This is a genomic window from Micromonospora sp. CA-248089, from assembly GCF_050948515.1.
In the GTDB taxonomy this organism is placed as follows: Bacteria; Actinomycetota; Actinomycetes; order Mycobacteriales; family Micromonosporaceae; genus Micromonospora.
Map to the genome: position 1 here is coordinate 1,749,135 of NZ_CP192016.1, position 26,641 is coordinate 1,775,775.

Consider the following 26,641-nt stretch of genomic DNA (forward strand, 5'->3'; position numbering starts at 1 on the left):
TCGACGGAGCTAGATCCCCTATCGAGACGTCCAGTCGTCCCGCCCCGACGGCCTGGGTGTTGGCCAGTAAGGAGGCCAAGATGGCAATGAGCCCATCAGTTCATCGCGGCGGGAGTCGGCGACGGCGATCGCCCGTGGTCCGAGCGTTGCTCGCCGGCGCGGTCAGCGCCGTGACGGTGGCCGCCGTCGCGGTCATGATGCCGTCGGCGAACGCCGCCGCGAGCACGCTGGGCGCGGCCGCCGCGCAGTCGGGCCGGTACTTCGGCACGGCGATCGCGGCGGGCCGGCTGAGCGACTCCACGTACAGCACCATCGCGGCGCGTGAGTTCAACATGATCACGGCTGAGAACGAGATGAAGCCGGACGCGACGCAGCCCCAGCGGGGCCAGTTCAACTTCTCCTCGGGTGACCAGATCTACAACTGGGCCACGCAGCGGGGCCTGAAGGTCCGTGGTCACACGCTGGCGTGGCACGCGCAGCAGCCGGGTTGGATGCAGAGCCTGAACGGCAGCAACCTGCGTCAGGCGATGATCGACCACATCAACGGCGTGATGGCCCACTACCGGGGCAAGCTGGCCGCGTGGGACGTGGTGAACGAGGCGTTCAACGAGGACGGCAGCCGCCGCAGCTCGAACCTGCAGGGCACCGGTAACGACTGGATCGAGGTGGCGTTCCGCACCGCGCGGGCGGCCGACCCGTCGACGAAGCTCTGCTACAACGACTACAACATCGAGAACTGGTCGTACGGCAAGACGCAGGGTGTGTACAACATGATCCGGGACTTCAAGTCCCGTGGTGTGCCGATCGACTGTGTGGGTCTGCAGACCCACTTCACCGGCGGCAGTTCGCTGCCGGGTAACTTCCAGACCACGCTGCAGAACTTCGCCGCGCTGGGTGTGGACGTGGCGCTGACCGAGGTCGACGTCACGAACTCCTCGACCAGCCAGTACGCGGGTCTGACCCAGGCGTGCATCAACGTGCCGCGCTGCATCGGCATCACGGTGTGGGGCGTGCGTGACAGCGACTCGTGGCGCTCCAACGAGAGCCCGCTGCTGTTCGACGGCGGCGGCAACAAGAAGGCCGCGTACACCTCGGTCCTCAACGCGCTCAACGCGGCCGCCCCGACCTCCGGGCCGACCACGACCCCGACCACGGGACCGCCGCCCAGCGGTGGCGCCGGCCAGATCGTCGGCGTGCAGTCGGGCCGGTGCATCGACGTGCCGAACTCCTCGCAGAGCAACGGCACGCGGGTGCAGCTCTACGACTGCAACAACCAGTCGAACCAGCGGTGGACGTACACCTCCAGCAAGCAGCTGATGGTCTACGGCACCAAGTGCCTCGACGCGAACGGCGCGGCCACCGGCAACGGCACCGGCATCATCATCTACGACTGCAACGGCCAGTCGAACCAGCAGTGGAACATCAACTCCAACGGCACCATCAGCGGTGTGCAGTCCGGCCGCTGCCTGGACGTCTGGGGCACCGGCAACGGCCAGCAGGTCCAGCTGTACGACTGCCACGGGCAGACCAACCAGCAGTGGCGGACCAACTTCGGTGGCGGTACCTCGCCGACCACGCCGCCGCCGGCCACCACCACGCCCCCGCCGGGCGGCTGCTCGCTCCCGTCGACCTACCGGTGGTCGTCTACCGGCGCGCTGGCCAACCCGCAGAACGGCTGGGTCTCGCTCAAGGACTTCACGAACGTGGTCTACAACGGCAAGCACCTGGTCTACGGGTCGTACGTCAACAGCAGCGGCCAGTACAGCTCGATGAACTTCACCCCGTTCACGAACTGGTCCGACATGGCCTCGGCCGGCCAGAACGGAATGAGCCAGGGCACCGTGGCGCCCACCCTGCTGTACTTCGCGCCGAAGAACATCTGGGTGCTGGCGTACCAGTGGGGACCGACCTCGTTCAGCTACAAGACGTCGAGCGACCCGACGAACGCCAACGGCTGGTCCTCGGCGCAGACGCTGTCCACCGCCACCCTGCCGGACGCCCCGTACGGCGTCATCGACCAGACCCTGATCGGTGACGACCAGAACATGTACCTGTTCTTCGCCGGGGACAACGGCAAGATCTACCGGTCGAGCATGCCGCTCGGGAACTTCCCGGGCAGCTTCGGCTCGAGCTACACGACGATCATGACCGACTCGACGAACAACCTGTTCGAGGGCGTCGAGGTCTACAAGGTGGCCGGCCAGAACCAGTACCTCATGATCGTCGAGGCGATCGGGAGCCAGGGACGCTACTTCCGGTCGTTCACGTCCAACAGCCTGAACGGCTCGTGGACCCCGCAGGCCGCCACGGAGAGCAACCCCTTCGCCGGCAAGGCCAACAGCGGCGCGACGTGGACCAACGACATCAGCCACGGTGACCTGGTCCGCACCAACCCCGACCAGACCAAGACCATCGACCCCTGCAACCTGCAGTTCCTGTACCAGGGCAAGAACCCCAGTGCGGGAGGCGACTACAACCTGCTGCCGTGGCGGCCGGGTGTGCTGACCCTCCAGCGCTGACCGTCACACCGTTCGAACAGAGCGTGCCCGGCACCCGTGCGGTGCCGGGCACGCCCGTCCGGTCAGCCGGCCAGGTCCTCGGCGAGCAGGTCCATCAGCAGCGCGTCGTGCCAGCGCCCGTCCGCCCCGCGCTCGTAGCGGCGCATGATGCCCACCGGGCGGAACCCCACCTTCGCGTACGCGCGGATCGCCGCCGTGTTCGCCGCCGCCGGGTCGATGGTGAACCGGTGGTGGCCGTACTCGTCGATCAGGTGCCGGACCAGCGTGCGGATCGCGTCGCCACCCAGCCCCGAGCCGCGTACCGCCGGGTCGAGGAAGACGTCCAGGCTGGCGTGGCGGTAGTCCGGGTCGGTTTCCGCGTACCACTGGATCGCGCCGACCAGCCGGCCCTCGTGCTCGACGGCGTAGATCGTCACCGCGTCGTCGGCCAGGTCGGCCCGGACCGACTCGGCCAGGTCGTCACCGCCGCGCCACCAGCGGCGCACCTCCGGGGTGGCCCGGATCGCGGCCAGGGCGGGCACGTCGGCGTCGGTCACCGGCCGCAACGTCACCGCCCGCCCGCGCAGCACGCCTCAGCCCCGCCGCTCGCCGTGCTCGACGCAGACCGCCGACCAGCCGGCCGGTACGACCTGCACCTTCATCCGCCGCCGGCAGGACGCGCACCAGCGCGGCGGCTCCCACGCCCGCGCCGCCTCGCACGCCGGGTGCGGCCCGGCCGTCACCGACTCGCCGCACCTGTCGCACCAGAGCGCGACGGGGGCGGCCGTGGCGGGGGAGGATTCGGTCACCGCTGCCTCACAGGGTCGCCGAGAGCGCCTTCACCGGCATCTTCAGGTCTTCCAGCAGCTTCAGGTCGGCGTTGGCCGGGCGACCCAGCGTGGTCAGGTAGTTGCCGACGATCACCGCGTTGATGCCGCCCAGCAGGCCGTCGCGGGTGCCCAGGTCACCGAGGGTCAGCTCGCGGCCGCCCGCGTACCGCAGGATGGTGCGCGGCATGGCCAGCCGGAACGCGGCGATGGCGCGCAGCGCGTCCTTGCCCTCCACCACCGGGCGGTCACCCAGCGGCGTGCCCGGGCGCGGGTTGAGGAAGTTCAGCGGCACCTCGTGCGGGTCCAGCTCGGCGAGCTGAGCGGCGAACTCGGCGCGCTGCTCGACCGTCTCGCCGAGGCCGAGGATGCCGCCGCAGCAGACCTCCATGCCGGACTCGCGGACCATCCGCAGCGTCTCCCAGCGCTCCTCCCACGAGTGCGTGGTGACCACGTTCGGGAAGTAGGAGCGGCAGGTCTCCAGGTTGTGGTTGTAGCGGTGCACGCCCATCTCGACCAGCTCGTCGACCTGCTCCTGGGTGAGCATGCCGAGCGAGGCGGCGACCTGGATGTCGACTTCGGCGCGGATGGCGGCGACGCCCTCGCGCATCTGCTTCATCAGCCGGGCGTCCGGGCCACGCACGGCGGCCACGATGCAGAACTCGGTCGCCCCGGTCGCGGCGGTCTGCTTCGCGGCCTCGACCAGCGCCGGGATGTCCAGCCAGACCGAGCGCACCGGCGAGGTGAACAGGCCGGACTGCGAGCAGAAGTGGCAGTCCTCCGGGCAGCCGCCGGTCTTCAGCGAGACGATGCCCTCGACCTCGACCTCCGGACCGCACCAGCGCATCCGGACCTCGTGGGCGAGCTGGAGTGCGGCGGGCAGGTGCTCGTCGGGAAGGTTCAGCACCGCGAGGATGCCGGCCTCGTCGAGGCCGACGCCGTTGCCCAGCACCCGCTCGCGGGCCTGGTCGAGGATCTCTGGCATGGCTCGTAACCTAACAGGCCACCGTGAGCGCGGGAAACCGCCGCCACGGGCACTCCGGCGAGCCGGGACCGCGCCACGCCGGGGCCCTCGGCGCGGGTGGTAACTTCGCCCCGCGGAAGCGCCCGGCGGGGGGCGGGAAGTCGGCGGGAGGGGACGGCACGGTGGCGGACTGGCTGGCGGCCCTGGACCGCCGCGCCGAGCTGCGGGCCCGGGCGGGGCTGACCCGCACGCTGCGCCCCCGCGCCGCCGACGACGCCGTGGTCGACCTGGCCGGCAACGACTACCTCGGCCTGGCCACCCACCCCGAGGTCACCGCCGCCGCAGCGCAGGCCCTGTCCGCGTACGGGCTGGGTGCCACCGGGTCGCGCCTGGTGCGCGGGTCCACCGACGCCCACCACGCGCTCGAGGACGACCTGGCCGACTGGCTCGGCGTCGACCGGGCGCTCGTCTTCTCCTCCGGCTACCTGGCCAACCTCGCCGCCGTCCGGGGACTGACGCAGCCGCGTACGCTGCTCGTCTCCGACGCCCACAACCACGCCTCGCTGATCGACGGCTGCCGGATCTCCGGCGCCGAGACGCTCGTGACGCCGCACGCGGACGTCGCCGCGGTGGCCGCGGCGCTGGCCGCCGCGCCGGGCCGCCCGGCCGTGGTGGTGACCGAGTCGGTCTTCTCCGTCGACGGTGACCTGGCCCCGCTCGCGGAGCTGCACGCGGTGGCCCGCCGCCACGGCGCGCTGCTGCTCGTCGACGACGCGCACGCGCTCGGCGTCACCGGCCCGGCCGGGGCGGCGGGGTCGCCGCCGCCGGGCTGGCCGGCGCACCCGACGTGGTGGTCACCGCGACGCTGTCCAAGGCGCTCGGCGGGGCCGGTGGCGTGGTCGCCGGGCCGGCTGAGTTCGTCCGCCACCTGGTGGAGACCGGCCGCACGTTCATCTTCGACACCGCGCCGCCGCCCGCCGTGGTGGCCGGGGTCCGCGCCGCGGTGCGCCTGGCCCGCGCCGGTGACGCGCTGCGCGCCGAGCTGGCCGACCGGGTCGCGGCGGCGGTGCGCCGGCTCGGCGCGGCCGGGCTGTCCGTGTCCGCCCCGGACGGCGCCGTGATCTCGGTGACCGCGCCCGGCCCGCAGGAGGCGACCGCGTGGGCCGCCGCCTGCCGGGACCGGGGCGTGGCGGTCGGCTGCTTTCGTCCGCCGTCCACGCCGGACAGCCGGTCCCGGCTGCGGCTCACCGTCAGCGCCGGGGTGGACCGGGCCGACTTCGACCGGGCCCTGGACGTAATCGTGGAGTGTGCGCCATGAGCCTCGGCGACGCCTGGACCGGGCCGGTGCTGGTGACCGGCACCGACACCGAGGTCGGCAAGACCGTGGTGACCGCCGCCGTCGCCGCCGCCGCGCAGGCGGCCGGCCTGCGGGTCGCCGTGGTCAAGCCCGGCCAGACGGGTACGGCGACAGGCGAGCCCGGCGACGTCGACTCGGTGACCCGGCTGGCCGCCCCGCCGACCGGCCGGACGTTGGCCAGCTTCCCCGATCCGCTGGCCCCGCTGGCCGCGGCCCGGGTGGCGGAGCTGCCGCCGCTGGAGCTGTACAACGCGGTCGACGCGATCCGCGAGGAGGCGGACAAGCACGACCTGGTGCTCGTCGAGGGCGCGGGCGGGCTGCTCGTACCGATGGGGTTGCGCCCGTCCGGCGAGCCGTGGACGGTGGCCGACCTGGCGGTGTCGCTCGGCGCGCCCGCGGTGGTGGTGGCGCGGGCCGGGCTCGGCACGCTCAACCACACCGCGCTCACGCTGGAGGCGCTGGAACGACGGGCCGTCCCGGCCGGTGTGGTGATCGGCGCCTGGCCGACCGAGCCGGAACTGGTGCACTGGCTCAACCTGTCCGAGCTGCTGCCGAACCTGCTCGGCGCGGTGCCGGCCGGTGCGGGCGGGATGGACCCGGGCGTGTTCCGCCGGTCCGCTCCCGGGTGGCTCACTCCCGCCCTGTACGGCGTGCTCGACGACTGGCGCGCCTGGGCCGAGGAGACCTGACTTTCGTCGGTGTCCGCCCCGGCCGGGCGTGGGTAGCGTGACCGCCGTGGAACCCCGCGAACGACAGCGCCGGGCCGGTGACCTGCTGCTCTGGGCCGTGCTCGCGGCGCCGGTGGCGTACGGCCGGCTCACCCCGCCGCAGATCGGCGAGCTGCCGCCGCTGGCCGCCGCGCTGGCGCTGCTCGGCACGGCGGTGTGGATCGGGCGCCGGTGGCCGCTGGTCGCGGTGCTCGCGGTGGTGGCGGGCTCGCTCGTCGACGGCAACGTCGTGTTCGCCATCCCGGTCTTCGGCTACCTCGCCGGGCGGCGCAGCGACCGGGCCGCACCGGCCGCTGCCGTCTTCGCCGCCATCGCGGTCACCGGCTCGGTGCTCAACCTGGGGCTGCTCGGCACCGAGCCGTCCACCTGGTTCCTGCTCGCCTCGGTGCTGCTGTTCGCCGGGGTGTTTCCCTGGCTGCTGGGCCGGCTGCGGCGGCAGCACCGCGCGCTCGCCGACGCCGGGCTGCGGCACGCGCAGGCGCAGCGCCGGGCCGAGGCCGAGCGGGTACGCCTGCGCGAGCGGGCCCGTATCGCGCAGGACATGCACGACTCGCTCGGCCACGATCTGAGCCTCATCGCGCTGCGGGCGGGCGCGCTGGAACTGGCGCCGGACCTGTCCCCGGCGCACCGGACGGCGGCCGGTGAGCTGCGAGCCAGCGTCGCCGCCGCCACCGAACGCCTGCACGACGTGATCGGCGTGCTGCGCGAGGAACACACGCTGCGGCCGCCGGGGGAGACGGTCGCCGACGTGGTCGACGGCGCCCGCGACGCCGGGATGACCGTCGACCTGCGCGCCGACGAGGCGGACCTGCCGCCGCTGCCCGCGCACGCGGTGCACCGGGTGGTCCGGGAAGCGCTCACCAACGCCGCCCGCTACGCCCCGGGTGCCCCGGTCACCGTCGCTGTGGCACGCGATGCCGGCGCGGTGACTGTCGCGGTGGTGAACGCGCCGCCGCCGGCCGGTCCGCTGCCCGGGCCGCCGTCGCACGGCTCCGGCTTGCTGGCGCTGCGCGAGCGGGTACGCCTCGCCGGCGGCGTGCTGGACGCCGGCCCGTGCGACGGCGGCTGGGCGGTCACCGCACACGTCCCGCTCGCTGATGCGGCCCGTCCCGGCACGCCGCCGCCCGGCCGCGCGGACGCCGGTTCACCGGTCGCCGGCCCGATCCGGGCCTCCGGGACGCCGGCCCTCGCCGACGCCGGTCCGCCGGCCACCGGCCCGGATGACGGTTCCGGGGCGACCGCCCCGCGACCCGGCGACGACCTCGCGGAGATCGACCCGCTCGACGCCGGACGCGTCGGCGTACCCGGCCGGGATGGACACGGGGACGCGGCCCGGCGGCTGCGGGAGGCCCGGCGGCGGGTGCGGCGAAGTCTGCTCGTGGCGATCGGCGCGCCCGCCGGGCTGGCCCTGGTGCTGGCGCTCGTCTACTACCCGCTCGCCACCGCGGGCGCGGTGCTGGACCGGTCCGGCTACGAACGGCTGCGCCTCGGTGAGCCGCGCGAGGCGCTCGGTCTGCCCCGCCGCCAGGCCGACCCGCCCGCGACCGGCGCGGTGCCGGGCTGCGAGTTCTACACCGACGGCAACTTCCCGTTCGCCCAGGCGACCTGGCGGCTCTGCTTCGCCGACGGGCGGCTGGTCAGCAAGGAGCGGATCGAACAATGAGCAACGACCACGACCGCCCACTGCGAGTGGTGCTCGCCGACGACGAGGCACTGGTCCGGGCCGGGGTCCGGGCGATCCTGGCCGCCGACCCCGGCATCGAGGTGGTCGGTGAGGCGGGCGACGGCCTGGCGGCGGTCGAGATGGTCCGCGCGCACCGGCCCCGGGTGGCGCTGCTGGACATCCGGATGCCCCGCTGCGACGGGCTCAGCGCCGCCGCGCAGATCCGCCGGCTGGTGCCGGAGACGGCGGCGGTCATGCTCACCACGTTCGGCGACGACGACCTGATCGCCCGCGCGCTCGGCCACGGCGCCGCCGGGTTCCTGCTCAAGTCCGGTGATCCGCGCGAACTGCTGGCGGGGGTGCGTGCGGTGGCCGACGGCGGGGCGTACCTGTCGCCCCGGGTCGCGCGCCGGGTGATCGAGCTGAGCGGCGGCCGGCTCGCCCGCGGCCCGTACGCGCGGGACCGGCTGGCCGGGCTCACCGACCGGGAACGCGACGTGCTGGCGCTGGTCGGCGCGGGACTGTCCAACGCCGAGATCGCCCGCCGGCTGCACCTCGTCGAGGGCACCGTGAAGAGCTACCTGACCAGCATCTTCACCCGGCTGGACGTGCGCAACCGGGTGCAGGCGGCGATCCTCGCGTACGAGGCGGGGCTGGTCCCGCCCACCGGCTGACCAGCCCCGCCCCGCTCAGGCGTCGCGCCGGGCCAGCGCCCACCGGCCCAGCGCCAGCGCGGCGGCGGTCCAGGCGGCGAGCAGCAGCAGCCCTGCCGCTGCCGGGTACGGCGTGGTGTCCCCGGCCAGGAAGTGGTTGCCGGCCACCCCCGGGAACGCGTCGGCGATCCGGGTGAGCACGGTGATGTCCGGCTCCTGCAACGACAGCGGAACGATCATCAGCAACGCGAACAGCACGGTCAGGGCCAGCACCGCGCCGCGCAGCGCCGCCGCCAGGCCGAGCGCCAGCACACCGATCAGCGCCAGGTACGCCGCGGCGGCCACCACGTCGGCCACCGTCCCGCCCAGCGGGGCGCGGCCCCACTCGCCCAGCACCGGCCGGGCCGTCACCGCGCCGACAGTGCCGAGCAGCAGCCCGAGGCCGAACGTCACCGCGCCCACCACCACCGCCTTGGCCGCCAGCACCCGGCCCCGCGACGGGGTGCAGCGCAGCGTGGTGCGGATCGTGCCGGTGGTGAACTCGCTGGTGATCGCGAACAGGCCGAGCGCCAGCACCACGTACTGGGTCAGCTCCAGCGACCCGGCCACGATCTCGCCGACGTCCACCACGCCCGGGTTGTTGGCCGGGTCGTCGTCGGTGTTGGCGTTCTGCGCGTAGATGGCGAGCTGGGCGCTGGTGGCCGTCATGGTCAGCACCGCCGCGAGCAGCGTCCACCAGGTGGAGCGCACCGACCAGAGCTTCGTCCACTCGGCGGCCACCGCCCCGGCGAGCGGATGCCCGGCGGGGGCGGGCCGGGCGGTCCGGCGTGCCGGGTCGAGCGTGGACTGTGCGGTCATCGGGCGCCACCTCCGGTCGGGCCGGCGGCGTACTCCACGCTGTCGGCGGTCAGCTCCAGGAACGCCTCCTCCAGGGAGGGGGCGACGGGGGTCAGCTCGTGCAGCCGTACCCCCATCTCGTGCGCCAGGTCGCCGACCCGGCCGGCGGTGCTGCCGGCGACGGACATCCCGCCCTCGTCGGCGGTGACAGTCGCGCCCTCGGCGGCCAGCCGGTCGCCGAGGGCGGCGAGCGCGGCCGGTTCGGGGCCGCGTACGCGGACCGACGCGGCGGGCCGGGCGGCGATCAGCTCGGCCAGCGGCGCGTCGGCCACCAGCCGGCCGCGCCCCAGCACCACGACCCGGTCGGCGGTCTGCTGCATCTCGCTCATCAGGTGGCTCGAGACGAGGACGGTGCGTCCCTCGTCGGCGAGGCGGCGGGTGAAGCCCCGGATCCACCGCACGCCGTCCGGGTCGAGCCCGTTCACCGGCTCGTCGAGCAGCAGCACCGGCGGGTCGCCGAGCAGCGCGCCGGCGATGCCGAGCCGCTGACCCATGCCCAGCGACAGCGTCCGGCCGGGCTTGCCGGCGGCGCGGGCGTCCAGGCCCACCAGGTCGAGCACCTCGCTCACCCGCCGGGCCGGTACGCCGTTGCTGCGCGCCATCGCCCGCAGGTGCGCCACGCCGGAGCGGGCCGGGTGCACGCCTGTCGCGTCGAGCAGCGCGCCCACCTCGTGCAGCGGGTGCCGCAGCGTGCGGTAGTCCCGGCCGTTCACCAGGGCCTGCCCGGCGGTGGGCCGGTCCAGGCCGAGCACCATCCGCATGGTGGTGGACTTGCCCGCGCCGTTCGGGCCGAGGAACCCGGTGACCTGCCCGGGGCGGATCTCGACGGTCAGGTCGTCGACGGCAGTCACGTCGCCGAACCGTTTCGTCAACGCACGAAGTGTGATCATGCGGCGACGCTATGGGCCGGCGGGGGTGCCCCGCCGCCGTCGAACGGCAGCCACCCACCCTGACTTTCGTAAGGAAGGGCCCCCTATTAACGCCTCCGGTAGGTAAAGGGTCCCTTCCTAACACCCGCAGGACTCAGGCGCGACGGACCACGAACGCGTCCGGCATCCGGAAGGTGAGGTTGTCCGGGCACCACGGTGGACGCACCACCGTCACGTCGTCGAGCAGAGTGGTGGCCTCGGCGACCACCACCGCGGCCTCCATCCGGGCCAGCTGCGCGCCGACGCAGCGGTGCGGCCCGGCGCCGAACGCCAGGTGCCGCCGCGAGCCGGGCTGCCCCGGGCGGAACTCGCCCGGCGCGTCCACCACCGCTGGGTCGCGCCCGGCGCGGGCCAGCCACGCCACCACGCTGGTGCCCGCCGGTACGGCCACCTCGCCGAGCGTGGTGTCGACGGCTGCCACCCGCCGCCACGTGACGATCGGCGGCTCCAGCCGCAGCCCCTCCTCGACCACGTCGTCCACGGCGACGGTGCCCGCGCGCAGCCCGGCCCGTACCGCCGGTTCGCCGGACAGCCGGTGCAGCAGCAGGGTGAGGAACTGCGAGGTGGTCTCCTGACCGGCGACCAGCAGGAAGAACAGCGCCCCGACCACCACGTCGGGGGAGTCCCCGGCGTCGCGCAGCCGCGCGGCGAGCCCGCCCCCGGTGGCGGCGAACTCGCGCAGCACGGTGTGGAACCGGCCCACCTCGGCGGCCAGTGCGAGCTGCCGGGACTCCTCCAGCGGCGCCCAGAACAGCTCCAGCGCGGCCCGGGCGAAGTCCTTCACCGCGCCGACCGGGGCGTCCGGCAGCTCGACCAGCCGGGCCAGCACCAGCAGCGGCAGGTCGGCGGCGAGCCCCGCGTACAGGTCGACCGGGCGGCCCGCGTCCAGCTCCGCCGCCATTGCGGCCACCCGCTCCCGGACCAGTCCGGTCAGCCACTGACGCTGCGCGGCCACCCGATGCGGATGCAGCGCGTCGGCGACGATGCCCCGGATCTCCGGGTGGCTCGCCCCGCCGTTGTTCGCCAGCGTCGGCGGCAGCCGGAACCGGTGCCCGGCGAGGACCCGCAGCGCGGCCACCGGGATCGGCGTGACCGCGTCGAGCGCGTTGTCCGGCCGGAACGTCACCGGGTCGGTGAGGACCTGGCGTACGAGCGCGTGCCGGGTCACCACCAGGTGCGGCACGCCGACGTGGTCGACGACGGTGGCCGTGTCGGGCCACTGCCCGTCGACGGACTCCCCCCAGCCCCGGAACAGCACGCGGTAACGCTAGCGGCGGGCACCCGGCGGGTTCGGGTCCAGCTCCCACACGGTGGTGTGCTTCACCCGTACGCTCTCCAGCGCCTCGGACACCGGCACCTCGTACGCGGCCAGCTCGTGGAACCGTTCGCGGGGCAGGAACGCCCGGCCCGGGTCGCCCACCAGGACGCGGGCGCCGGCGCGGGCGGCCCGGAGCAGGAAACGCAGCATCCGGCGGGCCATCGCCTCGCTGTAGAAGACGTCCCCGGCCAGCACCACCTCGGCGTCGCCCGCGTCGGAGTCGAGGATGTCGCCGAGTTCGGCGTCGACGCGTACCCCGTTGGCCTCGGCGTTGAGCGCGACGGCCGCGACGGCCCGCTCGTCCACCTCGACCGCCCGGACGGCGGCGGCGCCGGCACGGGCGGCGGCGACGGCGACCAGGCCGGAGCCGGAGGCCAGGTCGAGCACCCGGCGGCCGGCGACCACCTCGGGATGGTCGGTGACGTAACGGGCCAGTCCCTGCCCGCCGGCCCAGGCGAACGCCCAGAACGGCGGCGGCTGGGCGCTGCGGAACTCACCCTCGGTCAGCTCCCACAGGCCGATCGGCTCGTCGGCCTGGTGCAGCAGCACCTCGGGGACGAACGCCACCGGGGCGAGACGGGCGTGCAGCCGGACGAACGCGGCGGACAGCTCGGACACCGGAGAATTGTGTCCCACCCCGGTTCCGGACCGGCATCCCGGGCGTGTCGCGGCGGGGTCGTGACCGGTTCACCACGCTCGGTGAAACAGGCCTCGTGTTGTGGCGTTGGATGCGAACACGCCCGTCTACCGGCGTGCCCGGCGCGCTCCTAGCGTTGCCTGTGGACACGACCGAGGGTGAGGAGGCGTGGTGAGCGGGTGGCGGCAGGCGCTGCGGATCGGACTGGTGCTGACCTTCGTGGCCGGGACCGGGTACGGCGGGGCCGTGCCGGCGCGAGCGGCGGCGGCCTTCTCCACCGAGCTGAGCGGTCTGCCGGACGAGTTCACCGCGGGGAACCGGGTGGAGACGTTGTCCGCCGTGCTGTCCCGCTCCGACGGGGGCGGCTGTGTCAAGGTGCGCTGGTCGATGCTGGTGCGGGTGCAGGGCCTGCGGCTGGACCAGCTCAAGGTGGACCGGGTGGAGGACAGCGGCTCGTTCCCGTTGGAGATCCGCACCGAGGGAGACACCGCCCGGCTCACCGACCGGCAGCTCGACCCGGGTGTGCTCTGTCCCGGCCGTACCGTGACCGCCCGCTACCGGGTGGCGTTCGCCGAGGACGTCGGGCGCGGGCGGGTGAGCTTCGCCGCCGAGGCGTACGACCCGCAGTTGCGGCTGCTGGCCCGGCGGACCGCCTCCCGTGAGGTGGTAGGTGAGGAGGCGCGTGAGCCGACGCCCTCGCCGAGCAGCGCGGAGCCCACCGAGACGCCGAGCGACGAGCCGCCCACCGAGGAGCCCAGTGACGACCCGGTGACCGACGAACCGACCGACGCGGCAGTGGTGGAGCCTCCGCCGCCGGGTGGCGTGGCCGGGCGGCCGGTGGCGGACAGCGGCGGATTCGGCATCGTGCAGGCTGCGTTCCTGCTCGGCGGCCTCCTGCTGTTCCTCGGCGCCGGGCTGCTGCTGCGGATGCGCCGCCTGCTGCGCCCGGCCGCCGCGAACGCCGAATCGGAGCCGCTCCCGCCACCTTTCGAACGCCCCCGTCCTCGCTGGCACTGACGCGCCGCGCGTGGGGTGGACGCTCCTATGGCGCGTCAAGTGGCTGGGGTGGGCTTTCGAGGCGTCGGTAGAGGTCTCTTGCGATGTATCGCTTGAGGCAGCGTTTGATCTCTCGGTCGGTTTTGCCTTGGGCGCGGCGGCGGTCGGCGTAGGCGCGGGTGGGTTCGTCGTAGCGCAGTCGGGACAGGGCGACGGTGTGCAGGGCGCGGTTGAGTTGCCGGTCGCCTGAGCGGTTGAGCCGGTAGCGGATGGTTTTGCCGGAGGAAGCAGGGATCGGGGCGGCGCCGGCGAGCATGGCGAACGCGGCGTCGTTGCGGCAGCGTCCGGGGTGGGACCAGGCGGTCAGGACGGTGGCGGCGACGATGGGTCCGACGCCAGTGAGGTCGAGCAGGTCGGGGCGCCAGGAGCGCACGATCATGCGGATGGCTGTCTCGTGGCTGGCTGCCTCCGTTTCCAAGGTCCGAATGCGTCGGGCGAGATCACGTAACACTGCCAGCGCGGTGGCGGCCTCGATGTCGCCACCGGCCGTGGTCGGTCGCAGCCGGCCAGCCGTGGTGATCATCGTTCGGGTGCGCTGCCCGCGAAAGCGGGTTCGCACCGCTTCGGGAGCGGTGATGACCATCGCGTGCAGCTGCCGCTGGGCGGCGGTGGCAGCCTCGACGGCCGCCCGGCGGGCGGTCAGCCGCATCTGCAGCGCTGCCCGCTGAGGCCCGGTCTTGGGCTGCGTCAGCCGGGTGCGGGCCAGGGCATCACGGGCGGCGCGTTCGGCGTCGATCGGGTCGGACTTCGCCCCGGCCCGGCGAGTCGGCCGCTTGGGGCGGTCCAGCTCGACAACCGGCTCACCGGCATCGGCCAGATAACGGTGAAGGCCGGCGCCGTAGCCGCCGGTGCCCTCCAGCGCCCAGGCCCGCAACCCTGACTGCTCATCGGCCAGGGCTACCAGCTCGGCGTAGCCGTCCGGGTCGGTGTTCACCCTGACCCGTGCCAGCACGGCACCGGTGCGGGCATCGAGGACCGCGGCGGTGTGGGTGTCTTTGTGGGTGTCGACGCCGATGACGACCTCGACCAGATCTGCCAGCATGGACATGCGTTCTCTCCTCACCGTGGGGGACGCGAGGTCCGGTCCGGCGCGGAGATGGCAGGACTGTGATGAGACACGCCAGCCGCTAACTGGCGGTCAAGCTCCTGATCAGGCCAAACGTCTCCCGCCGGGCCGGCGCTGGCAGCAGCAGACGGACAAGTCCCGCCAAGGGCACAAAGCCAGTCAGACGAAGGGTCACGCCTGCCACTGCCAGCCATCAGCTCATCACTACTGAACCGACCCCGCCATGCTCACAGTCAGTCGAGCTGGCTGGGCTCCAGGCCCAGTTCGCGCGCGGCCACCAGGCGGATCCACTCGGCGATCTGCCGGCGGGTGATCACCCGCTCGTGCACCGAGAGCTGGACCGCCAGCCCGTCCATCACCGCGCTGATCCGCCAGGCCGCGCCGGCCGGGTCGGGGCAGTCGAAGGTGCCCTCGGCGACCCCGTCGCTGATCACCGCGGCCAGGTCCTGCCGCCAGCGCAGGTCGAGGCGGCGGGAGAGCTTCTCCAACTCCGGGGTACGCAGCGACTCCGCCCAGCCGTCGATCCACATCGACCAGGAGGTGGCCCGGCCGGTCGGCGCGTAGAGGCGCAGCATCCGGCGCAGCTTCGCCAGCGGCGGGGCGGAGGAGCGCAGTACCGCGTCGAGGCGGGCCAGATCCTGCTCGACCGCGTACGCGAAGGCCTGCGCGAGCAGCCGGTCCTTCGTCGCGAAGTGGTAGAAGACGAGCGCCTGGCTGACCCCGGCGGCCTCGGCCACGTCGGCGGTGCGGGTGTTGGCGAGCCCTCTTTCCGCGATCACCTCGCAGGCCGTACGCAGCAGCGCGTCCAGGCGGATCTCGGCGGCTCGTCTCGTCACGGCGTTACGGTAACCCATCCGTATGACCACAGGGAGTTACCGAGGCGGCCGGTCGGCCGCAGCACAGTCGGATGCCGGACACTCGGCTCGCCGAGCGGATTCCGCAGGTCGCGGCCCTGCCCGCCGGCCCTCCGAGGTCAGCCACCCAGGCTCCTAGGAAGCCGAGGCCACGAGGCGCTGGCGACATCCGGACGCGCCGGAAGGGGACCCGATTTGGCAACCGTTCCCGGGCTCGGCTAAAGTTCTCATCCGTCACCGGATAACACCGGGGGCGTGCGGACGTAGCGCAGCTGGTAGCGCATCACCTTGCCAAGGTGAGGGTCGCGGGTTCGAATCCCGTCGTCCGCTCGGAGATGCCGCCACGCAGTTCGGGGGCAACCTCGGTGGAGTGGCCGAGAGGCGAGGCAACGGCCTGCAAAGCCGTGTACACGGGTTCAAATCCCGTCTCCACCTCGCAGTAGACGAGGGCGATTGGCGCAGTGGGAGCGCGCTTCCTTGACACGGAAGAGGTCACTGGTTCAAACCCAGTATCGCCCACCAGCGGATAAGGCCGTGCCGATCATTCGGTACGGCCTTTCTCGTCGTCGTCGATCAGTCCAGTGCCGCCCCGCTGGCCATTGCCGCGGCGCGGCCGCCCACCCAGACTGGCCCGGTGGACGATCAGCAGACCCGAGCACAGCGGTTCCGTGACCTGCACCGACCCGGTGACCCACTGATCCTCGTCAACGCCTGGGACGCGCTGAGCGCCCGGATCGTCGCCGCGGCCGGCGCCCGGGCGGTCGCCACCACCAGCGCCGGGGTCGCGTGGAGCCGCGGCGCCCCGGACGGCGACGTGCTCGCCCGGGACACCGCCGTCGACGTGATCCGCCGGGTCACCGAGGCGGTCCGCGTGCCGGTCACCGCCGACATCGAATCCGGGTACGGCGACAGCCCCGGCGAGGTCGCCGAGACGATCACCGCCGTGCTCGCGGCCGGGGCCGTCGGCGTCAACGTGGAGGACTCCCGGCACGACGGCGGAGGACCGCTGCGCCCTGTCGACGAGCAGGTCGCCCGGCTCGCCGCCGTCCGGGCCGCCGCCGACCGCGCCGGCGTCCCGCTGTACGTCAACGCGCGGGTGGACACGTATCTGCGCCGGGCCGGCGGCGTACCCGAGACGGTCGCGCGCGCCGAGGCGTACCTGGCGGCAGGCGCGGACGGGATCTTCGTACCCGGGACCGTGGAACCGGAGACGGTGGCCGCGCTGGCGGCGGCGATCCCGGCGCCGCTGAACGTGCTGGCCGGGCCGGGCGCACCGCCGATCGCCGAACTGGCCGGGCTCGGCGTGGCCCGGGTCAGCATCGGCCCGGCGGTGGCCGAGGCCGCCTACGCGGTGGCCCAGCGGGCGGCGGCCGAGGTGCTCGGCGCCGGGACGTACGGCGCGCTCGCCGGTGGGCTCGACTTCGACGCGCTGAACGAGCTGATGCGGAGCTGAACCGGACGGCGCGGCATCGACCGCGGGGCCGGGTAGCGGGTTGAATGTGCCGGTGACCGCGCATCCGATCCGCGGAGCCGCCGCCCGGCGGGGGAGCCGCGGATGACCGCCTCCGTCCGCCCGGTGCCCGCGTTGCTGGGCCTGCCAGTCGTCGCCGGGATCACCGCGGGCACGTGCGTCATCGCGCTCGCCGCCCTGGGCGCGGCCGGTCACGGCGGCTTCGCGACCGATCCGGTCGGTGCTCTCGCCCTGGCCGTCGCCGCCGTGGCCGTATCCGTCGCCGCGCTCCGGCTCGCCCGGTCGGGCCACCGCGCCGCCGGGCGGCTGGCGACCGGGCTCGCCGCGTTGCTGCTGGCGTACCTCGGGCTCGCCGTCCTGGCGGTGGCCACCGTCGCGGCCGGCCACCGATGGGCCGGGCCGGCCGTCGCCGCGTGGAACTCGGCGTGGATCCCGCCGCTCGCCCTCCTGCAACTGACCGCCTCGGCCGCCGTCCGCACCGGCGCGGCCACCCCGAAGGCGCACCGGTACGTGGGTCTCGTGCTCGGCGCGGCCACGCTCGCCAACGCGCTGCTGACGACGGCGAGCGAGCCGTTCGACGGGCTGCCGACCATCGCGGGGGAGTCCTGGCGTACCGCGCTCGCCCCGGTCGGCGCCGCGGTCACAGTGCTGGGCGTGGCGGCGCTGCTCCTGCTGCCGGTGACGCTCTGGCGGGCCGCCTTCGGCTCGCACCACACCGTGCGGGCGCGGCTCGGTGTGGCCGCCGCGGCCACCACCGCGGCACCGCTGACTGTCGTCTTCTGCCTGCTCCTCGCCGTCGCACGCGCGCCCGGTGACGTCGAGCCGTCGCTGGGTTCGGTCGCCTTCCTGGTGGCCCTGTCCGGCGCCGCTGTGTTCGCCGCCGCCTGCGCGGTCACCGCCGCCCGGGGTGCCACCGAGGCCCGCCGGGTCGGCATCGTGGTGCGCGCGACCGGCCTGGCCGCGGCGGCCCTGCTCGTCGTCGGGGCCGGCACGCTCGTGGCCGCTCCGGGCTCGTCCCTCGGCCCGACCTCGGTCGCCCTGGTCGTGTCGGCGACGACCGTCGTCGTCGGTGGCGGCGCGTGGGCCGGAACCGGCCGGCTGGCGGCGCTGCTCACCGCCGCGCCGGCAGCGCCGGTGACGACGCGCAACGGAGCGGAGGGTACGGAGGCGGGCAGCGCGGCGGGTACGGCGGACGTCGCTGAGCCGGCCGGTGTGGCAGTGGAGACCGCGCCGGACGCCTCCGGTGCGGCGGTGCGCGTCCCGGCGTCGGCCGGGGCGGGCCCGGCATCGGTCGGCGGCCTGACGGCGCGCGAGCGCGAGGTGCTCGCGGCGCTCGCCGAAGGCGCCAGCAACGCGGGGATCGCGGCGCAGCTCGTGGTGTCGGAGCGGACCGTCGACGCCCACCTGCGCGCCATCTTCGTCAAGCTCGACCTCACCCCGGGCGGCGACACGAACCGGCGGGTACGGGCGGCGCGGATCTGGCTGGAGCACGCGCGACAGCCGCGCTGAGCAGTGCTTTCCCGAAGATAGGTGTTGAGGCCGATGCCCGTGCGGCCGGTTCCCGGCACGGTGGGGCGACACCTGAATCGACGGAGGCTCTCACCGTGCCCGTACCGCAGTTGCGCCGCGCCGCGCTCGTCGCCCTCTTCGTCCTGCTCCTCGTCTCCCTGGCCGGGCGGACCCTGTTCATGTTATGGGAGCCGCCGTTCGACGGCGCGATCCACTACGACGACGTCCGCGAGTTGGGGGCCGCGTACTGGCCGATGAACCTCTACCTGGGCGGGCCCGCGTACGCCGTCTCCTGGACCGCCGCGGCGGTGTTCATCGTCGCGCTGGCCCGCGGCCGCGCGGGCGTGCTGAACCTGGTGGGCGCCTTCCTGGCCGGCCTCGGTGCGGTGGTGTTCGCGCTGGCGATCACCGCGGAGGTGCTGCCGTTCGCCTACGCCGCCGACCCGTCCGTCCTGCCCGAGCCGGAGGGACGCGCGTTGTTCGACACGTTCAACGACCAGTTGGACGGGCTGCTCCCGGCCATCCTCGGCAGCCAGCTGGCGATCGTCCTCGGCATGGTCCTGGCGCTCGTCGGGATCCTGATCGGGCGCACCATGCCCCGCCCGCTGGTGATCGCCGCCCTCGTCTACGTGGTGGCGTTCGTGCTGGTGCCGCAGGACGCCGGTCGTGCGGTGGTCGTCGTGAGCTACCTGGTGCAGGTGGCGCTGGTGGCCGCGATCGGCTGGTACGGGCTGCGCGCCGCCACCGACCGCGCCGCCATCGACCGCGCCGCCATCGACGGCGCCGCCACCGGCCCCGCGGCCACCGATGGCGCCGTGACCGCCGGCGAGCGGCCGTAGCAGAGCGGGCCGGTCGGATCGGGTGATCCGGCCGGCCCGATTCGGGACCGATCAGCTCCGTCGGCCCCGGTGCTGTCACATCGGCGGGGCGACGTCCCGGCGCTCCTCGACCCGGCGGTACTCCACCGGCTGCTCGGCGGTGGTGGTGACCACCTGGCGACGGCGGCCCCAGACCAGCGTGGTCATGATGAGGCCGAGGACGCCGGCCGCCATCAGGATCCAGCCGACGACGTCGAGGTCGACCCCGCCGACGCTGGCGTTGAGCGCGAACGTGAGGATCGCGCCGACCGCGATCAGAAAAATGCTCGTACCGATACCCACGACAGCCTCCTTCGGGGGGATGGTTGTGCTGTCACCGGCCTCAGTACCCCGGCGGCGAGCAGCGCAACCACACGGCCATCCGGCGCGGCGGGGGTCTGCCGCACGGCGATCTTGGGATCGGGTAGAGTTCACCCCGTCGCCGGCGCGAATCCGGCGGCACGCGGACGTAGCGCAGCTGGTAGCGCATCACCTTGCCAAGGTGAGGGTCGCGGGTTCGAATCCCGTCGTCCGCTCGCGATTGCCCGGGCGATTGGCGCAGTGGGAGCGCGCTTCCTTGACACGGAAGAGGTCACTGGTTCAAACCCAGTATCGCCCACCGAGAGTCACCACGCCGCCGGTCGACAGGCGGTCGTCTCCCACCGGACAGCCCGCACCGGCTACATCGGTCTCCCAGGTCCACCGTGCGGATTATTCTGCCGCTGCCACCAGGCGTGTCACTGTGATGCCCGATGCGCAGGGAGGCGGTCACATGACAACGATCGAGCGGGGACGGTGGCGGCGGACGGCCGCCCGATTAGGGGTGGCGACTGTCGTCGCGGCGGCCGGGGTGACGGTCTCGGCCGCGCCCGCGCAGGCCACCGCGACCAGGACGGTGGCGTTCTTCAGCATGGACGAGCCGGCGTCGTCGACCGTCCTGACCGACTACAGCGGCAACGGCCGCCACGGCGCGATCGGCGACGAGGTGGTCACCGGCGCGCTCTACGCCGGGGCGACCGGCCACCGCTTCGCCACGCACCTGCCCACCGACCAGGAGTACGTCCCGGGCCACGTCGACCTGGTGCCGCACAGCACCGACTTCAACCCGGACGCCGGGGACTTCTCGGTGACCATCCGCTACCGGACCACGTACTCCTTCGGGAACATCCTCCAGAAGGGACAGGGCAACACCGCCGGCGGCTACTGGAAGTTCGAGGCGCCGAACGGCAAGCCGAAGTGCCTGTTCCGGGGCGCGGACGGCGCCTCCCGTACCGGCTACACGGACGTGCCGATCTCCGACGGCCAGTGGCACACGATCACCTGCAACCGCACCTCCGCGTACGTGGAGATGTACGTCGACGGCGTGCGGACCAGCCGCCTCAACGGGCCGACCGGCACCATCGCCAACACGTGGCCGCTGTCCGTCGGCGGCAAGAGCCAGTGCGACGGTACGAAGGTCACCTGCGACTACTTCGCCGGCGACATCGACTACGTGAAGATCCTGAAGGGATCGGGCGGCCCGGCCAACCAGGCGCCGGTGGCCGCGCTGACGCCGACCTGCTCCGGGCTGGTGTGCACGTTCTCCGGCGCCGGATCCACCGACGCCGACGGCGCGATCCAGAACCACAGCTGGACCTTCGGCGACGGGGACAGCACCGGCACGGCCTCCGTGCCGACCACGTCCCACACGTACGCGGCCGCCGGCACCTACCCCGTCACGCTCACCGTCACCGACGACCGGGGCGCCACCGGCACCGCAACCGTCGACGTGACTGTCGCGCCCGTACCGGAGCGGATCTCGTTCGTCGGCCAGGCCACCGCGAACGCCAACTGGACCAGCCACACCGTCACCGTCCCGTCGGGCGTGCAGGCGGGTGACACGCTGCTGCTCGTGCTCAGCCAGAACACGCACACCGGCACCGGTGAGCCGACCGGGGTGACCGGCTGGACCCGGCTCGACCGGCTCGACGGTGGCTTCGCCACCACCACGGCCTGGTGGAAGACCGCGAGCGCCGGTGACGCCGGCACGGCGGTCCGGGTGACACTGGACAGCCAGGCGAAGGGCAACCTGGTGCTGGCCGCGTACCGGGGAGTGGCGCCGGTCGCGCCCGTGTTCGCCAGGGCCACCGATCCGGCGAGTACCGCCGCACGGATCACCCCGTACGCGCCGGTGACCGCCGCGCAGAGCTGGGCCGTGTCGTACTGGCTGCACGGCGACAGCACCTCCACCGCCCTCACCCCACCGGCGGGCGTGGCGGTGCGCAGCAACACCTCGCAGACCGGCGGCGGCCGGGTGACCGGCCTGCTCGCCGACTCGGCGAGCAGCGTGCCGACCGGCAGTTACGGCGGACTCACCGCCACCGGCGCCGCGGCCAGCACGACCACCACCACGTGGACGTTCGTCCTGCCCCCGGCCTGACCCATCGGGTACGCGAAAAGGCCGGCACCCCGTTGGTTCGGGGTGCCGGCCTTTCGCTGCGTTCTTAGTGAGTGTTTGAGATTCCGGCTCAGGTGTGGGTTGCCTGGGCCGGTTTCGTGTGTCGGGCCAGGCGGGTGACCATGACGTGGATCATGGCCCAGGTAACGAAGGCGGCGTGGCTGGCCGGTAGGCGTTCGTAGTCGCGGACGCAGCGGCGTTTCTTGCTGATCCAGGCGAAGGTGCGTTCGACGACCCAGCGGCGGGGCAGCACGACGAAGGTGTGTTGTCCGGGGAGTTTGTGGACCAGGTGCACGGTGAGGTCGAGGGCGTGGCGGGCCCAGGTGCTCAGGGTGCCGATGTAGCCGCCGTCTGCCCAGAGCAGGCGTAGGCGGGGGTGGAACAGCCGGGTGCGCCAGAGCAGGTCACGGGCGATGCTGCGGTCATTGACGTGCGCGCCGGTGACCATGACGGCCAGGAGTAGGCCCATGGTGTCCACGACGATGTGGCGTTTACGGCCGTTGACCTTCTTCGCCACGTCGAAACCGCGGCTGTGTCGGGGCACGGTGTCCGCGGCGCGCACCGACTGAGAATCGATCGCTCCGGCGCTGGGATGCGCGTGCCGTCCGGCGGCGGTGCGGCACTGCTCCCGCAACCGGTCGTGCAGACGCATCAACGTGTGGTCATCGCGCCATCGAGCGAACCACCAGTACACCGTCCCCGGGGGCGGGAACTCCCGCGGCAGGGCCCGCCACGGACAACCGGTGCAGGCCACATACAAGATCGCCGTGACGATCGCCCGCATCGGATGCGACGGCGGCCGCCCCCGCCGACCGACCGACACCGGCGTGACCAGCGGCGCGATCAACGCCCACTGCGCATCGGTCAGATCACCGGGATACCGCCGCCGCACCGCCCGTTCCCGTTCCCGCCGCACCCGCTGCGACGGATAACGGCGGGGCGACGCGGACGGCGTGACAGTGATCGGGTACAACGTCATCAGAAGGCCCTCGGTATGGAAACGGTTGGCTCGACACCACCGGACCTACCGAGGGCCTTCCCTCACCTCAACCCAACACGCCGCCGCACCCCAAATCTCAAACACTCACTTAGTTGTTCGCCTTACTTGTTCCAGTGCTCAGCGACGAGGTCGGCGGCCTGCTGCTCCCACTGGGCGTAGTGGTCCGGGTAGGCCGACACCTGCACCGTCTGGGCGGCCTTGGTCAGCGGCATGTCCTTCCAGCCGTCGACCTGCTTGAGACCCTTCAGGAACGCGGTGGTGGAGTACTCGGGGTCGGTGATCTGCTCCACCGTGCCCCACCCGGAGGAGGGGCGCTGCTGGAACAGGCCCTGCGAGTCGTGGTCGTTACGGTCACCCAGGTGACCGAGGTTCTCCAGCTTCGACTCCTGCAACGCCGTGGCGATCGACACGACCGCGGCGCGCTCGTCCATGCCGGCCTTCTTCGTCGCCGCGATGATCGCCTTCACGTTGGCGGTCTGCTCGTCGTTCAGGTCGATGCGCGACTGGGCGCCCTGCACGCCGTGCGGGATCAGCTTGTCACCCTGCACCGTCGCCGTGACCGGCTTCGCGTGCGCGGTGGTGTCCGCGGCGTGGGCGGCGACCGGACCGGCGAACACGCCACCGGTGAAAGCCAGACCAGCAATACCCAGAACGCTCTTACGCAGAATCGTGTTCATCACGTGTGCTCCATTCGGGGGTCGACGCACCCGGGGGGATGCGTGGGCACCGTCAGGCGCTCAAAAGACTGGGGGTTTCGGCTGCTCGCGGGGCGGGGGCCTCTACGCGGCGCCGGAAGCATGTCCAACGACCAGCCACCCGGCATCATTCCCGGGGCCTTCAGGCCACCACCGGGGGTGCGGCGCGGAGGGGTTCAGGTCGTCGGAACCGTGTTCAACGACCCGCCGGCCAGGATCATTCCCGGGGCCCTGACGCGTCGTCGGAACCGTGTCCAACGACCCGCCGGCCAGGATCATTCCCGGGGCCCTGACGCGTCGTCGCAACCATCGTCAACGACCAGCCGGGCGGGAAGCTTCCATGCGGCTCACGCCGTCGGAGACGTACTCAACGACCGCGGCCCTGGGCCTGTGCCCACAGCCAGCACCGCCTCGCTCGGCGGCAGCCGGTGCTCGGTCGTTCACCCGGTTACAACGCCCGGCACCCGCCCACGATTCCGCCACCACAGTGCCGCCCACCACCCCAACCCGGACACCCACCCCACACCCGCCCAACCCTCACCGAGACCGCCGAGCACCTCCCGGCACCCCGTGATCAAGGAGTTAGCGGCACCATCCGACGCCCACAAGCCCACAAACTCCTTGATCACCCGAACAAGCCCTCCCCGGGCACCCCTCCACAGAGTTGATCATGAGGTTAGCGGCGACAAAACGGACACCAGGCGCCGTCAAGTTCATGATCGACGCCTCGGGGGAGGGGTGGAGCGAGGGGTGGACAGAGGCCCCGCGACGGCCGCGCCGATCTTGCAGGTTGGGCCCTACCGTCGTCCCTTTTGGGCGTTATGCGGGGCGCCGAAGTGCAAGATCGCGGGTGACCCTGGCGAGCGGCGTTCAGGGGCGCCCGGAAACGCCGTGATCTTGCTGAGCTTGTCGATCTTGGAGTTGTGGCACCTCGCGAAGGGGGCTGAACGGGGCAATTCGTGGCACCACAACTCCAAGATCGGCGGGGCAGGGGTGCGGGTGCGGGTGCGCGGGGGCGGACGGCGCGGCAGATCTCCCGCTCGCCGGGCGCAGCGCGGCGCGCCCGTCTGCGCCGGGCTGACCCGTGGTTCTGCCGTTGGCAGATCTGCTTACCGTGAACGGGACGCCTGCCGGGCGGCGCGGGGCGGCACGCTGGGACGTATGCGACTCCTGATGCTTGGCGGTACGGGCTTTGTCGGCGGTGCCGTGGTGACCGAGGCGGTACGCCGCGACTGGCAGGTGACAGTGTTCAACCGGGGCGTACACGGGCGGGTGCCGGACGGCGTACACCGGTTGCGGGGTGACCGGACCGCGCCGGACGGGCTGGCCGCGCTCACCGGCGGCGAGTGGGACCTGGTGGTGGACACGTGGGACGGCGCGCCCCGGGCGGTACGGGACGCGGCGTCGGCGCTCGTCGACGCCGTGCCGCACTACGTGTACGTGTCCAGCGGCTCGGTGTACGCGCCCCCCGTCGAGCTCGGCACCGGCGAGGAGGCGCTGACGGTGGCGGCGGACGCGGACGCCGACGACGGTGACTACCCGGCGAACAAGGCCGGCGGGGAACTCGCCGCGACGCGGGTGTTCGGTGACCGGGCGCTGCTGGCGCGCGCCGGGCTGATCCTCGGGCCGGGGGAGGACATCGGGCGGCTGCCGTGGTGGCTGAACCGGATCGCCCGGGGCGGCGAGGTGCTGGCACCGGGGCCGCGTGACCTGCCGATCCAGTACGTGGACGTCCGCGACCTGGCGATCTGGCTGCTGGACCGGGGTGCCGAGGGCGTCGGCGGGGCGTACAACGTGGTGGGTCGCACCGGGCACGCGACGATGGGTGACCTGCTCGACGCGGCGGTGGCGGCGACCGGGTCGGACGCGACGCTGCGGTGGGCGGCGCCGGAGCCGATTCTGGCGGCCGGGGTGGAGCCGTGGAACGACCTGCCGGTGTGGATTCCGCGGGGGCACGAGTACCGCTGGTTGCAGGAGCGCAACGTCGAGCGGGCGTACGCGGCGGGGCTGGTCTGCCGGCCGGTGACCGAGACGGTCGCCGACACCTGGCGGTGGCTGCGCGAGGTGGGGCGCGTGCCGGACCGCGCGGGGCGCCCGGCGCGCGCCCCGGTCGGCCTGGCGCCGGAGCGGGAAGCCGCCCTGCTGGCCACGCTCCCGGCCTGAGTCGGCGCCGGAGCGCGCAGCCGGCACAAGGGGCCGGGACGCCCGGCCTGACCCGCGGAGGGGTACGGGTCAGGCCGACGCGACCGGGAGGTCCAGCACCTCCTCGACCGGGCGACGCGGGGTGGCGCGGCCCGGCTGGCCGTACCCGATCCGCATCACCATCTGCGGGGTGCCGAACCGGCCCAGCGACATCCGCAGCGCCTCGCGCGCGGCGGGCACCTCGATCGGCTGGGACAGCATCGACACGCTCAGCCCGGCGTCGGTGGCGGTGAGCAGCACCCGCTGCAGCGCCTGCCCGGCCAGGATCTGGTCGGCGGACGTGTTGCCGGCCGAGCCGAGCACCGCGACCAGCGGCTCCGGTTCGAAGTCGCGACCGGGGGCGCGGTTGCGGCCGCCGAAGCCGCGCTGGGGCAGCAGGTCCTGCGGTTCGCTCTGCGGTCCGCCGGCGCCGGTGGGCACCCCGTCCGGGGCCGGCTCGGAGCGGATCCACTCGGCTCGTTCGGCCACGTACGCGGGGTCGCGTTCCAGCACCCGGTGGGCGCTGCGGGCGACCTCGGCGACCGCGTTGACGGCGCTGGTGCCGATCACCAGCTCCAGCCAGCACTGCTCGGCGCGGGCCGCCTCGCCGAGCCGCCAGCGGGCCTCGGCCGGCACCGGGTCGGGCCAGAACGGCGCGCGGTTGCTGAACCGGTGGCTGATCGCCCCGTACAGGCTCTGCTCGACCGGGGTGGGGCGGCGCGGCACGTCCGGCACCAGCCGGGCCACGACGTCCGGGTCGGCGGGGTACGGGCGCAGCCGCACGGTGGCCGGGGTGCCCGCGACGGCGAGCGCCAGCCGCAGGTTGAACAGGGCCGCCCCGGCGGCGATCCGTGCGCCCCATCCGGTCGGGTCGGTGGCGGGCAGGCCGCGCAGCGGGTCGACGGACACCTCGATGCCGCCGTCGACGAGCCGGAACCGCCACGGCTGGGTGTTGTGCAGCGACGGCGCCCGGACCGCGTCGGCGACCGCGGCCCGCAGCTGCTCGCCGGTGTATTCGGTCGTCATGGTGGTGCTCCCTCTCGT

Annotated in this window: 23 protein-coding genes, 5 tRNA genes and 1 pseudogene; 16 read left to right on the forward strand and 13 right to left on the reverse strand. The window is 73.5% G+C overall.

Going from position 1 to position 26,641, the window contains the following annotated elements:
* The first annotated feature begins 80 nt into the window (after positions 1-80).
* A complete protein-coding gene (locus tag ACQP26_RS08515) occupies positions 81-2,519 on the forward strand; it encodes a non-reducing end alpha-L-arabinofuranosidase family hydrolase (protein ID WP_433495370.1) in 2,439 nt (812 codons plus the stop codon).
* Between the two features lie 62 nt (positions 2,520-2,581).
* On the opposite strand, the gene ACQP26_RS08520 is transcribed toward ACQP26_RS08515, so the two are convergent.
* Genes ACQP26_RS08520 through bioB form a run of 3 tightly spaced genes read right to left on the reverse strand, consistent with a single transcriptional unit; the run spans position 2,582 to position 4,310 of the window.
* Positions 2,582-3,088 carry a GNAT family N-acetyltransferase gene (locus ACQP26_RS08520; protein ID WP_433495371.1) on the reverse strand — a complete coding sequence of 169 codons (507 nt, stop codon included), beginning with the start codon at positions 3,086-3,088 and terminating at the stop codon, positions 2,582-2,584.
* Between the two features lie 3 nt (positions 3,089-3,091).
* Positions 3,092-3,307 (reverse strand): hypothetical protein, encoded by a 216-nt coding sequence (locus tag ACQP26_RS08525; RefSeq protein WP_433495372.1) that lies wholly within the window; start codon positions 3,305-3,307, stop codon positions 3,092-3,094.
* Positions 3,308-3,314: 7 nt separating this feature from the next.
* A complete protein-coding gene (gene bioB / locus ACQP26_RS08530) occupies positions 3,315-4,310 on the reverse strand; it encodes a biotin synthase BioB (protein WP_269701110.1) in 996 nt (331 codons plus the stop codon).
* A gap of 161 nt (positions 4,311-4,471) precedes the next feature.
* Here bioB and ACQP26_RS08535 point away from each other — a divergent pair.
* From ACQP26_RS08535 to ACQP26_RS08550, 4 genes and pseudogenes are all read left to right on the forward strand, one after another.
* A pseudogene (locus tag ACQP26_RS08535) lies at positions 4,472-5,607 on the forward strand (8-amino-7-oxononanoate synthase).
* On the forward strand, positions 5,604-6,335 hold the full coding sequence (bioD, locus tag ACQP26_RS08540) for a dethiobiotin synthase (RefSeq protein ID WP_433495373.1): 732 nt from the start codon (positions 5,604-5,606) through the stop codon (positions 6,333-6,335). The pseudogene ACQP26_RS08535 and the gene bioD overlap by 4 nt, the downstream one beginning before the upstream one ends.
* A gap of 46 nt (positions 6,336-6,381) precedes the next feature.
* Positions 6,382-8,037: a sensor histidine kinase gene (locus ACQP26_RS08545; RefSeq protein ID WP_433495374.1), complete on the forward strand. Its 1,656-nt coding sequence runs from the start codon at positions 6,382-6,384 to the stop codon at positions 8,035-8,037.
* The gene (locus ACQP26_RS08550; RefSeq protein ID WP_357092615.1) at positions 8,034-8,711 is read left to right on the forward strand and encodes a response regulator transcription factor; all 678 of its coding nucleotides are present in this window, start codon (positions 8,034-8,036) and stop codon (positions 8,709-8,711) included. The genes ACQP26_RS08545 and ACQP26_RS08550 overlap by 4 nt, the downstream gene beginning before the upstream one ends.
* A 15-nt stretch (positions 8,712-8,726) precedes the next feature.
* Here ACQP26_RS08550 and ACQP26_RS08555 read toward each other — a convergent pair whose 3' ends face one another.
* From ACQP26_RS08555 to ACQP26_RS08570, 4 genes are all read right to left on the reverse strand, one after another.
* On the reverse strand, positions 8,727-9,548 hold the full coding sequence (locus ACQP26_RS08555; RefSeq protein ID WP_433495375.1) for an ABC transporter permease: 822 nt from the start codon (positions 9,546-9,548) through the stop codon (positions 8,727-8,729).
* On the reverse strand, positions 9,545-10,477 hold the full coding sequence (locus ACQP26_RS08560; protein WP_433495376.1) for an ABC transporter ATP-binding protein: 933 nt from the start codon (positions 10,475-10,477) through the stop codon (positions 9,545-9,547). The genes ACQP26_RS08555 and ACQP26_RS08560 overlap by 4 nt, the downstream gene beginning before the upstream one ends.
* 133 nt (positions 10,478-10,610) lie before the next feature.
* Positions 10,611-11,774, reverse strand: a complete 1,164-nt coding sequence (locus tag ACQP26_RS08565) for a cytochrome P450 (protein WP_433495377.1) — start codon at positions 11,772-11,774, stop codon at positions 10,611-10,613.
* Between the two features lie 9 nt (positions 11,775-11,783).
* Positions 11,784-12,452, reverse strand: coding sequence for a class I SAM-dependent methyltransferase (locus ACQP26_RS08570; RefSeq protein WP_269701103.1), 669 nt, complete (start codon positions 12,450-12,452; stop codon positions 11,784-11,786).
* Between the two features lie 190 nt (positions 12,453-12,642).
* Here ACQP26_RS08570 and ACQP26_RS08575 point away from each other — a divergent pair, with 190 nt between their 5' ends.
* A complete protein-coding gene (locus ACQP26_RS08575) occupies positions 12,643-13,488 on the forward strand; it encodes a hypothetical protein (protein WP_433495378.1) in 846 nt (281 codons plus the stop codon).
* Positions 13,489-13,513: 25 nt separating this feature from the next.
* On the opposite strand, the gene ACQP26_RS08580 is transcribed toward ACQP26_RS08575, so the two are convergent.
* Both ACQP26_RS08580 and ACQP26_RS08585 read right to left on the reverse strand, forming a co-directional pair.
* On the reverse strand, positions 13,514-14,575 hold the full coding sequence (locus tag ACQP26_RS08580) for an IS110 family transposase (RefSeq protein WP_433495379.1): 1,062 nt from the start codon (positions 14,573-14,575) through the stop codon (positions 13,514-13,516).
* Between the two features lie 251 nt (positions 14,576-14,826).
* On the reverse strand, positions 14,827-15,429 hold the full coding sequence (locus ACQP26_RS08585; protein WP_269701101.1) for a TetR/AcrR family transcriptional regulator: 603 nt from the start codon (positions 15,427-15,429) through the stop codon (positions 14,827-14,829).
* A gap of 275 nt (positions 15,430-15,704) precedes the next feature.
* On the opposite strand from ACQP26_RS08585, the gene ACQP26_RS08590 reads away from it, so the two are divergent.
* The 6 genes from ACQP26_RS08590 to ACQP26_RS08615 all read left to right on the forward strand — a co-directional run bounded on the left by ACQP26_RS08590 (position 15,705) and on the right by ACQP26_RS08615 (position 19,266).
* Positions 15,705-15,777 (forward strand) — tRNA-Gly (locus ACQP26_RS08590).
* 34 nt (positions 15,778-15,811) lie between these two features.
* Positions 15,812-15,882: transfer RNA gene (locus tag ACQP26_RS08595), tRNA-Cys, on the forward strand.
* Positions 15,883-15,894: 12 nt separating this feature from the next.
* Positions 15,895-15,969: transfer RNA gene (locus tag ACQP26_RS08600), tRNA-Val, on the forward strand.
* Positions 15,970-16,081: 112 nt separating this feature from the next.
* Entirely contained in the window at positions 16,082-16,900 is an 819-nt protein-coding gene (locus ACQP26_RS08605; RefSeq protein WP_281578603.1) for an isocitrate lyase/PEP mutase family protein, read from the forward strand.
* A 102-nt stretch (positions 16,901-17,002) separates the two neighbouring features.
* On the forward strand, positions 17,003-18,427 hold the full coding sequence (locus ACQP26_RS08610; RefSeq protein ID WP_433495380.1) for a response regulator transcription factor: 1,425 nt from the start codon (positions 17,003-17,005) through the stop codon (positions 18,425-18,427).
* Between the two features lie 95 nt (positions 18,428-18,522).
* Positions 18,523-19,266 (forward strand): hypothetical protein, encoded by a 744-nt coding sequence (locus tag ACQP26_RS08615; protein ID WP_269701098.1) that lies wholly within the window; start codon positions 18,523-18,525, stop codon positions 19,264-19,266.
* Between the two features lie 75 nt (positions 19,267-19,341).
* On the opposite strand, the gene ACQP26_RS08620 is transcribed toward ACQP26_RS08615, so the two are convergent.
* Positions 19,342-19,587, reverse strand: coding sequence for a DUF6458 family protein (locus ACQP26_RS08620; protein WP_013284878.1), 246 nt, complete (start codon positions 19,585-19,587; stop codon positions 19,342-19,344).
* Between the two features lie 160 nt (positions 19,588-19,747).
* Here ACQP26_RS08620 and ACQP26_RS08625 point away from each other — a divergent pair.
* The 3 genes from ACQP26_RS08625 (at position 19,748) to ACQP26_RS08635 (ending at position 21,703) form a co-directional block, all read left to right on the forward strand.
* A tRNA-Gly gene (locus ACQP26_RS08625) sits at positions 19,748-19,820 on the forward strand.
* 11 nt (positions 19,821-19,831) lie between these two features.
* Positions 19,832-19,903 (forward strand) — tRNA-Val (locus tag ACQP26_RS08630).
* 204 nt (positions 19,904-20,107) lie between these two features.
* Positions 20,108-21,703 (forward strand): PKD domain-containing protein, encoded by a 1,596-nt coding sequence (locus ACQP26_RS08635; protein WP_433495381.1) that lies wholly within the window; start codon positions 20,108-20,110, stop codon positions 21,701-21,703.
* A gap of 88 nt (positions 21,704-21,791) precedes the next feature.
* Here ACQP26_RS08635 and ACQP26_RS08640 read toward each other — a convergent pair whose 3' ends face one another.
* Together ACQP26_RS08640 and ACQP26_RS08645 are read right to left on the reverse strand one after the other, a co-directional pair.
* Complete coding sequence (locus ACQP26_RS08640) at positions 21,792-22,700, reverse strand: IS5 family transposase (RefSeq protein WP_433495382.1); 909 nt, start codon at positions 22,698-22,700, stop codon at positions 21,792-21,794.
* A 122-nt stretch (positions 22,701-22,822) separates the two neighbouring features.
* Entirely contained in the window at positions 22,823-23,398 is a 576-nt protein-coding gene (locus tag ACQP26_RS08645) for a hypothetical protein (protein ID WP_269701096.1), read from the reverse strand.
* A 1,179-nt stretch (positions 23,399-24,577) separates the two neighbouring features.
* Between ACQP26_RS08645 and ACQP26_RS08650 the strand changes: the two genes are divergently transcribed.
* Positions 24,578-25,579, forward strand: coding sequence for an NAD-dependent epimerase/dehydratase family protein (locus ACQP26_RS08650; protein WP_433495383.1), 1,002 nt, complete (start codon positions 24,578-24,580; stop codon positions 25,577-25,579).
* 69 nt (positions 25,580-25,648) lie between these two features.
* Here ACQP26_RS08650 and ACQP26_RS08655 read toward each other — a convergent pair whose 3' ends face one another.
* The gene (locus tag ACQP26_RS08655) at positions 25,649-26,623 is read right to left on the reverse strand and encodes an Acg family FMN-binding oxidoreductase (protein WP_269701094.1); all 975 of its coding nucleotides are present in this window, start codon (positions 26,621-26,623) and stop codon (positions 25,649-25,651) included.
* Positions 26,624-26,641 lie beyond the last annotated feature (18 nt).

What these genes read in the sequence shown, in the direction of transcription:
- ACQP26_RS08610 (WP_433495380.1), top strand. Translation starts at nt 17,003, where the DNA reads ATGACCGCCTCCGTCCGCCCGGTGCCCGCGTTGCTGGGCCTGCCAGTC.
- ACQP26_RS08580 (WP_433495379.1), bottom strand. Translation starts at nt 14,575, where the DNA reads ATGTCCATGCTGGCAGATCTGGTCGAGGTCGTCATCGGCGTCGACACC.
- ACQP26_RS08650 (WP_433495383.1), top strand. Translation starts at nt 24,578, where the DNA reads ATGCGACTCCTGATGCTTGGCGGTACGGGCTTTGTCGGCGGTGCCGTG.
- ACQP26_RS08645 (WP_269701096.1), bottom strand. Translation starts at nt 23,398, where the DNA reads ATGAACACGATTCTGCGTAAGAGCGTTCTGGGTATTGCTGGTCTGGCT.
- ACQP26_RS08655 (WP_269701094.1), bottom strand. Translation starts at nt 26,623, where the DNA reads ATGACGACCGAATACACCGGCGAGCAGCTGCGGGCCGCGGTCGCCGAC.
- ACQP26_RS08560 (WP_433495376.1), bottom strand. Translation starts at nt 10,477, where the DNA reads ATGATCACACTTCGTGCGTTGACGAAACGGTTCGGCGACGTGACTGCC.
- ACQP26_RS08555 (WP_433495375.1), bottom strand. Translation starts at nt 9,548, where the DNA reads ATGACCGCACAGTCCACGCTCGACCCGGCACGCCGGACCGCCCGGCCC.
- bioB (WP_269701110.1), bottom strand. Translation starts at nt 4,310, where the DNA reads ATGCCAGAGATCCTCGACCAGGCCCGCGAGCGGGTGCTGGGCAACGGC.
- bioD (WP_433495373.1), top strand. Translation starts at nt 5,604, where the DNA reads ATGAGCCTCGGCGACGCCTGGACCGGGCCGGTGCTGGTGACCGGCACC.
- ACQP26_RS08515 (WP_433495370.1), top strand. Translation starts at nt 81, where the DNA reads ATGGCAATGAGCCCATCAGTTCATCGCGGCGGGAGTCGGCGACGGCGA.
- ACQP26_RS08640 (WP_433495382.1), bottom strand. Translation starts at nt 22,700, where the DNA reads ATGACGTTGTACCCGATCACTGTCACGCCGTCCGCGTCGCCCCGCCGT.
- ACQP26_RS08550 (WP_357092615.1), top strand. Translation starts at nt 8,034, where the DNA reads ATGAGCAACGACCACGACCGCCCACTGCGAGTGGTGCTCGCCGACGAC.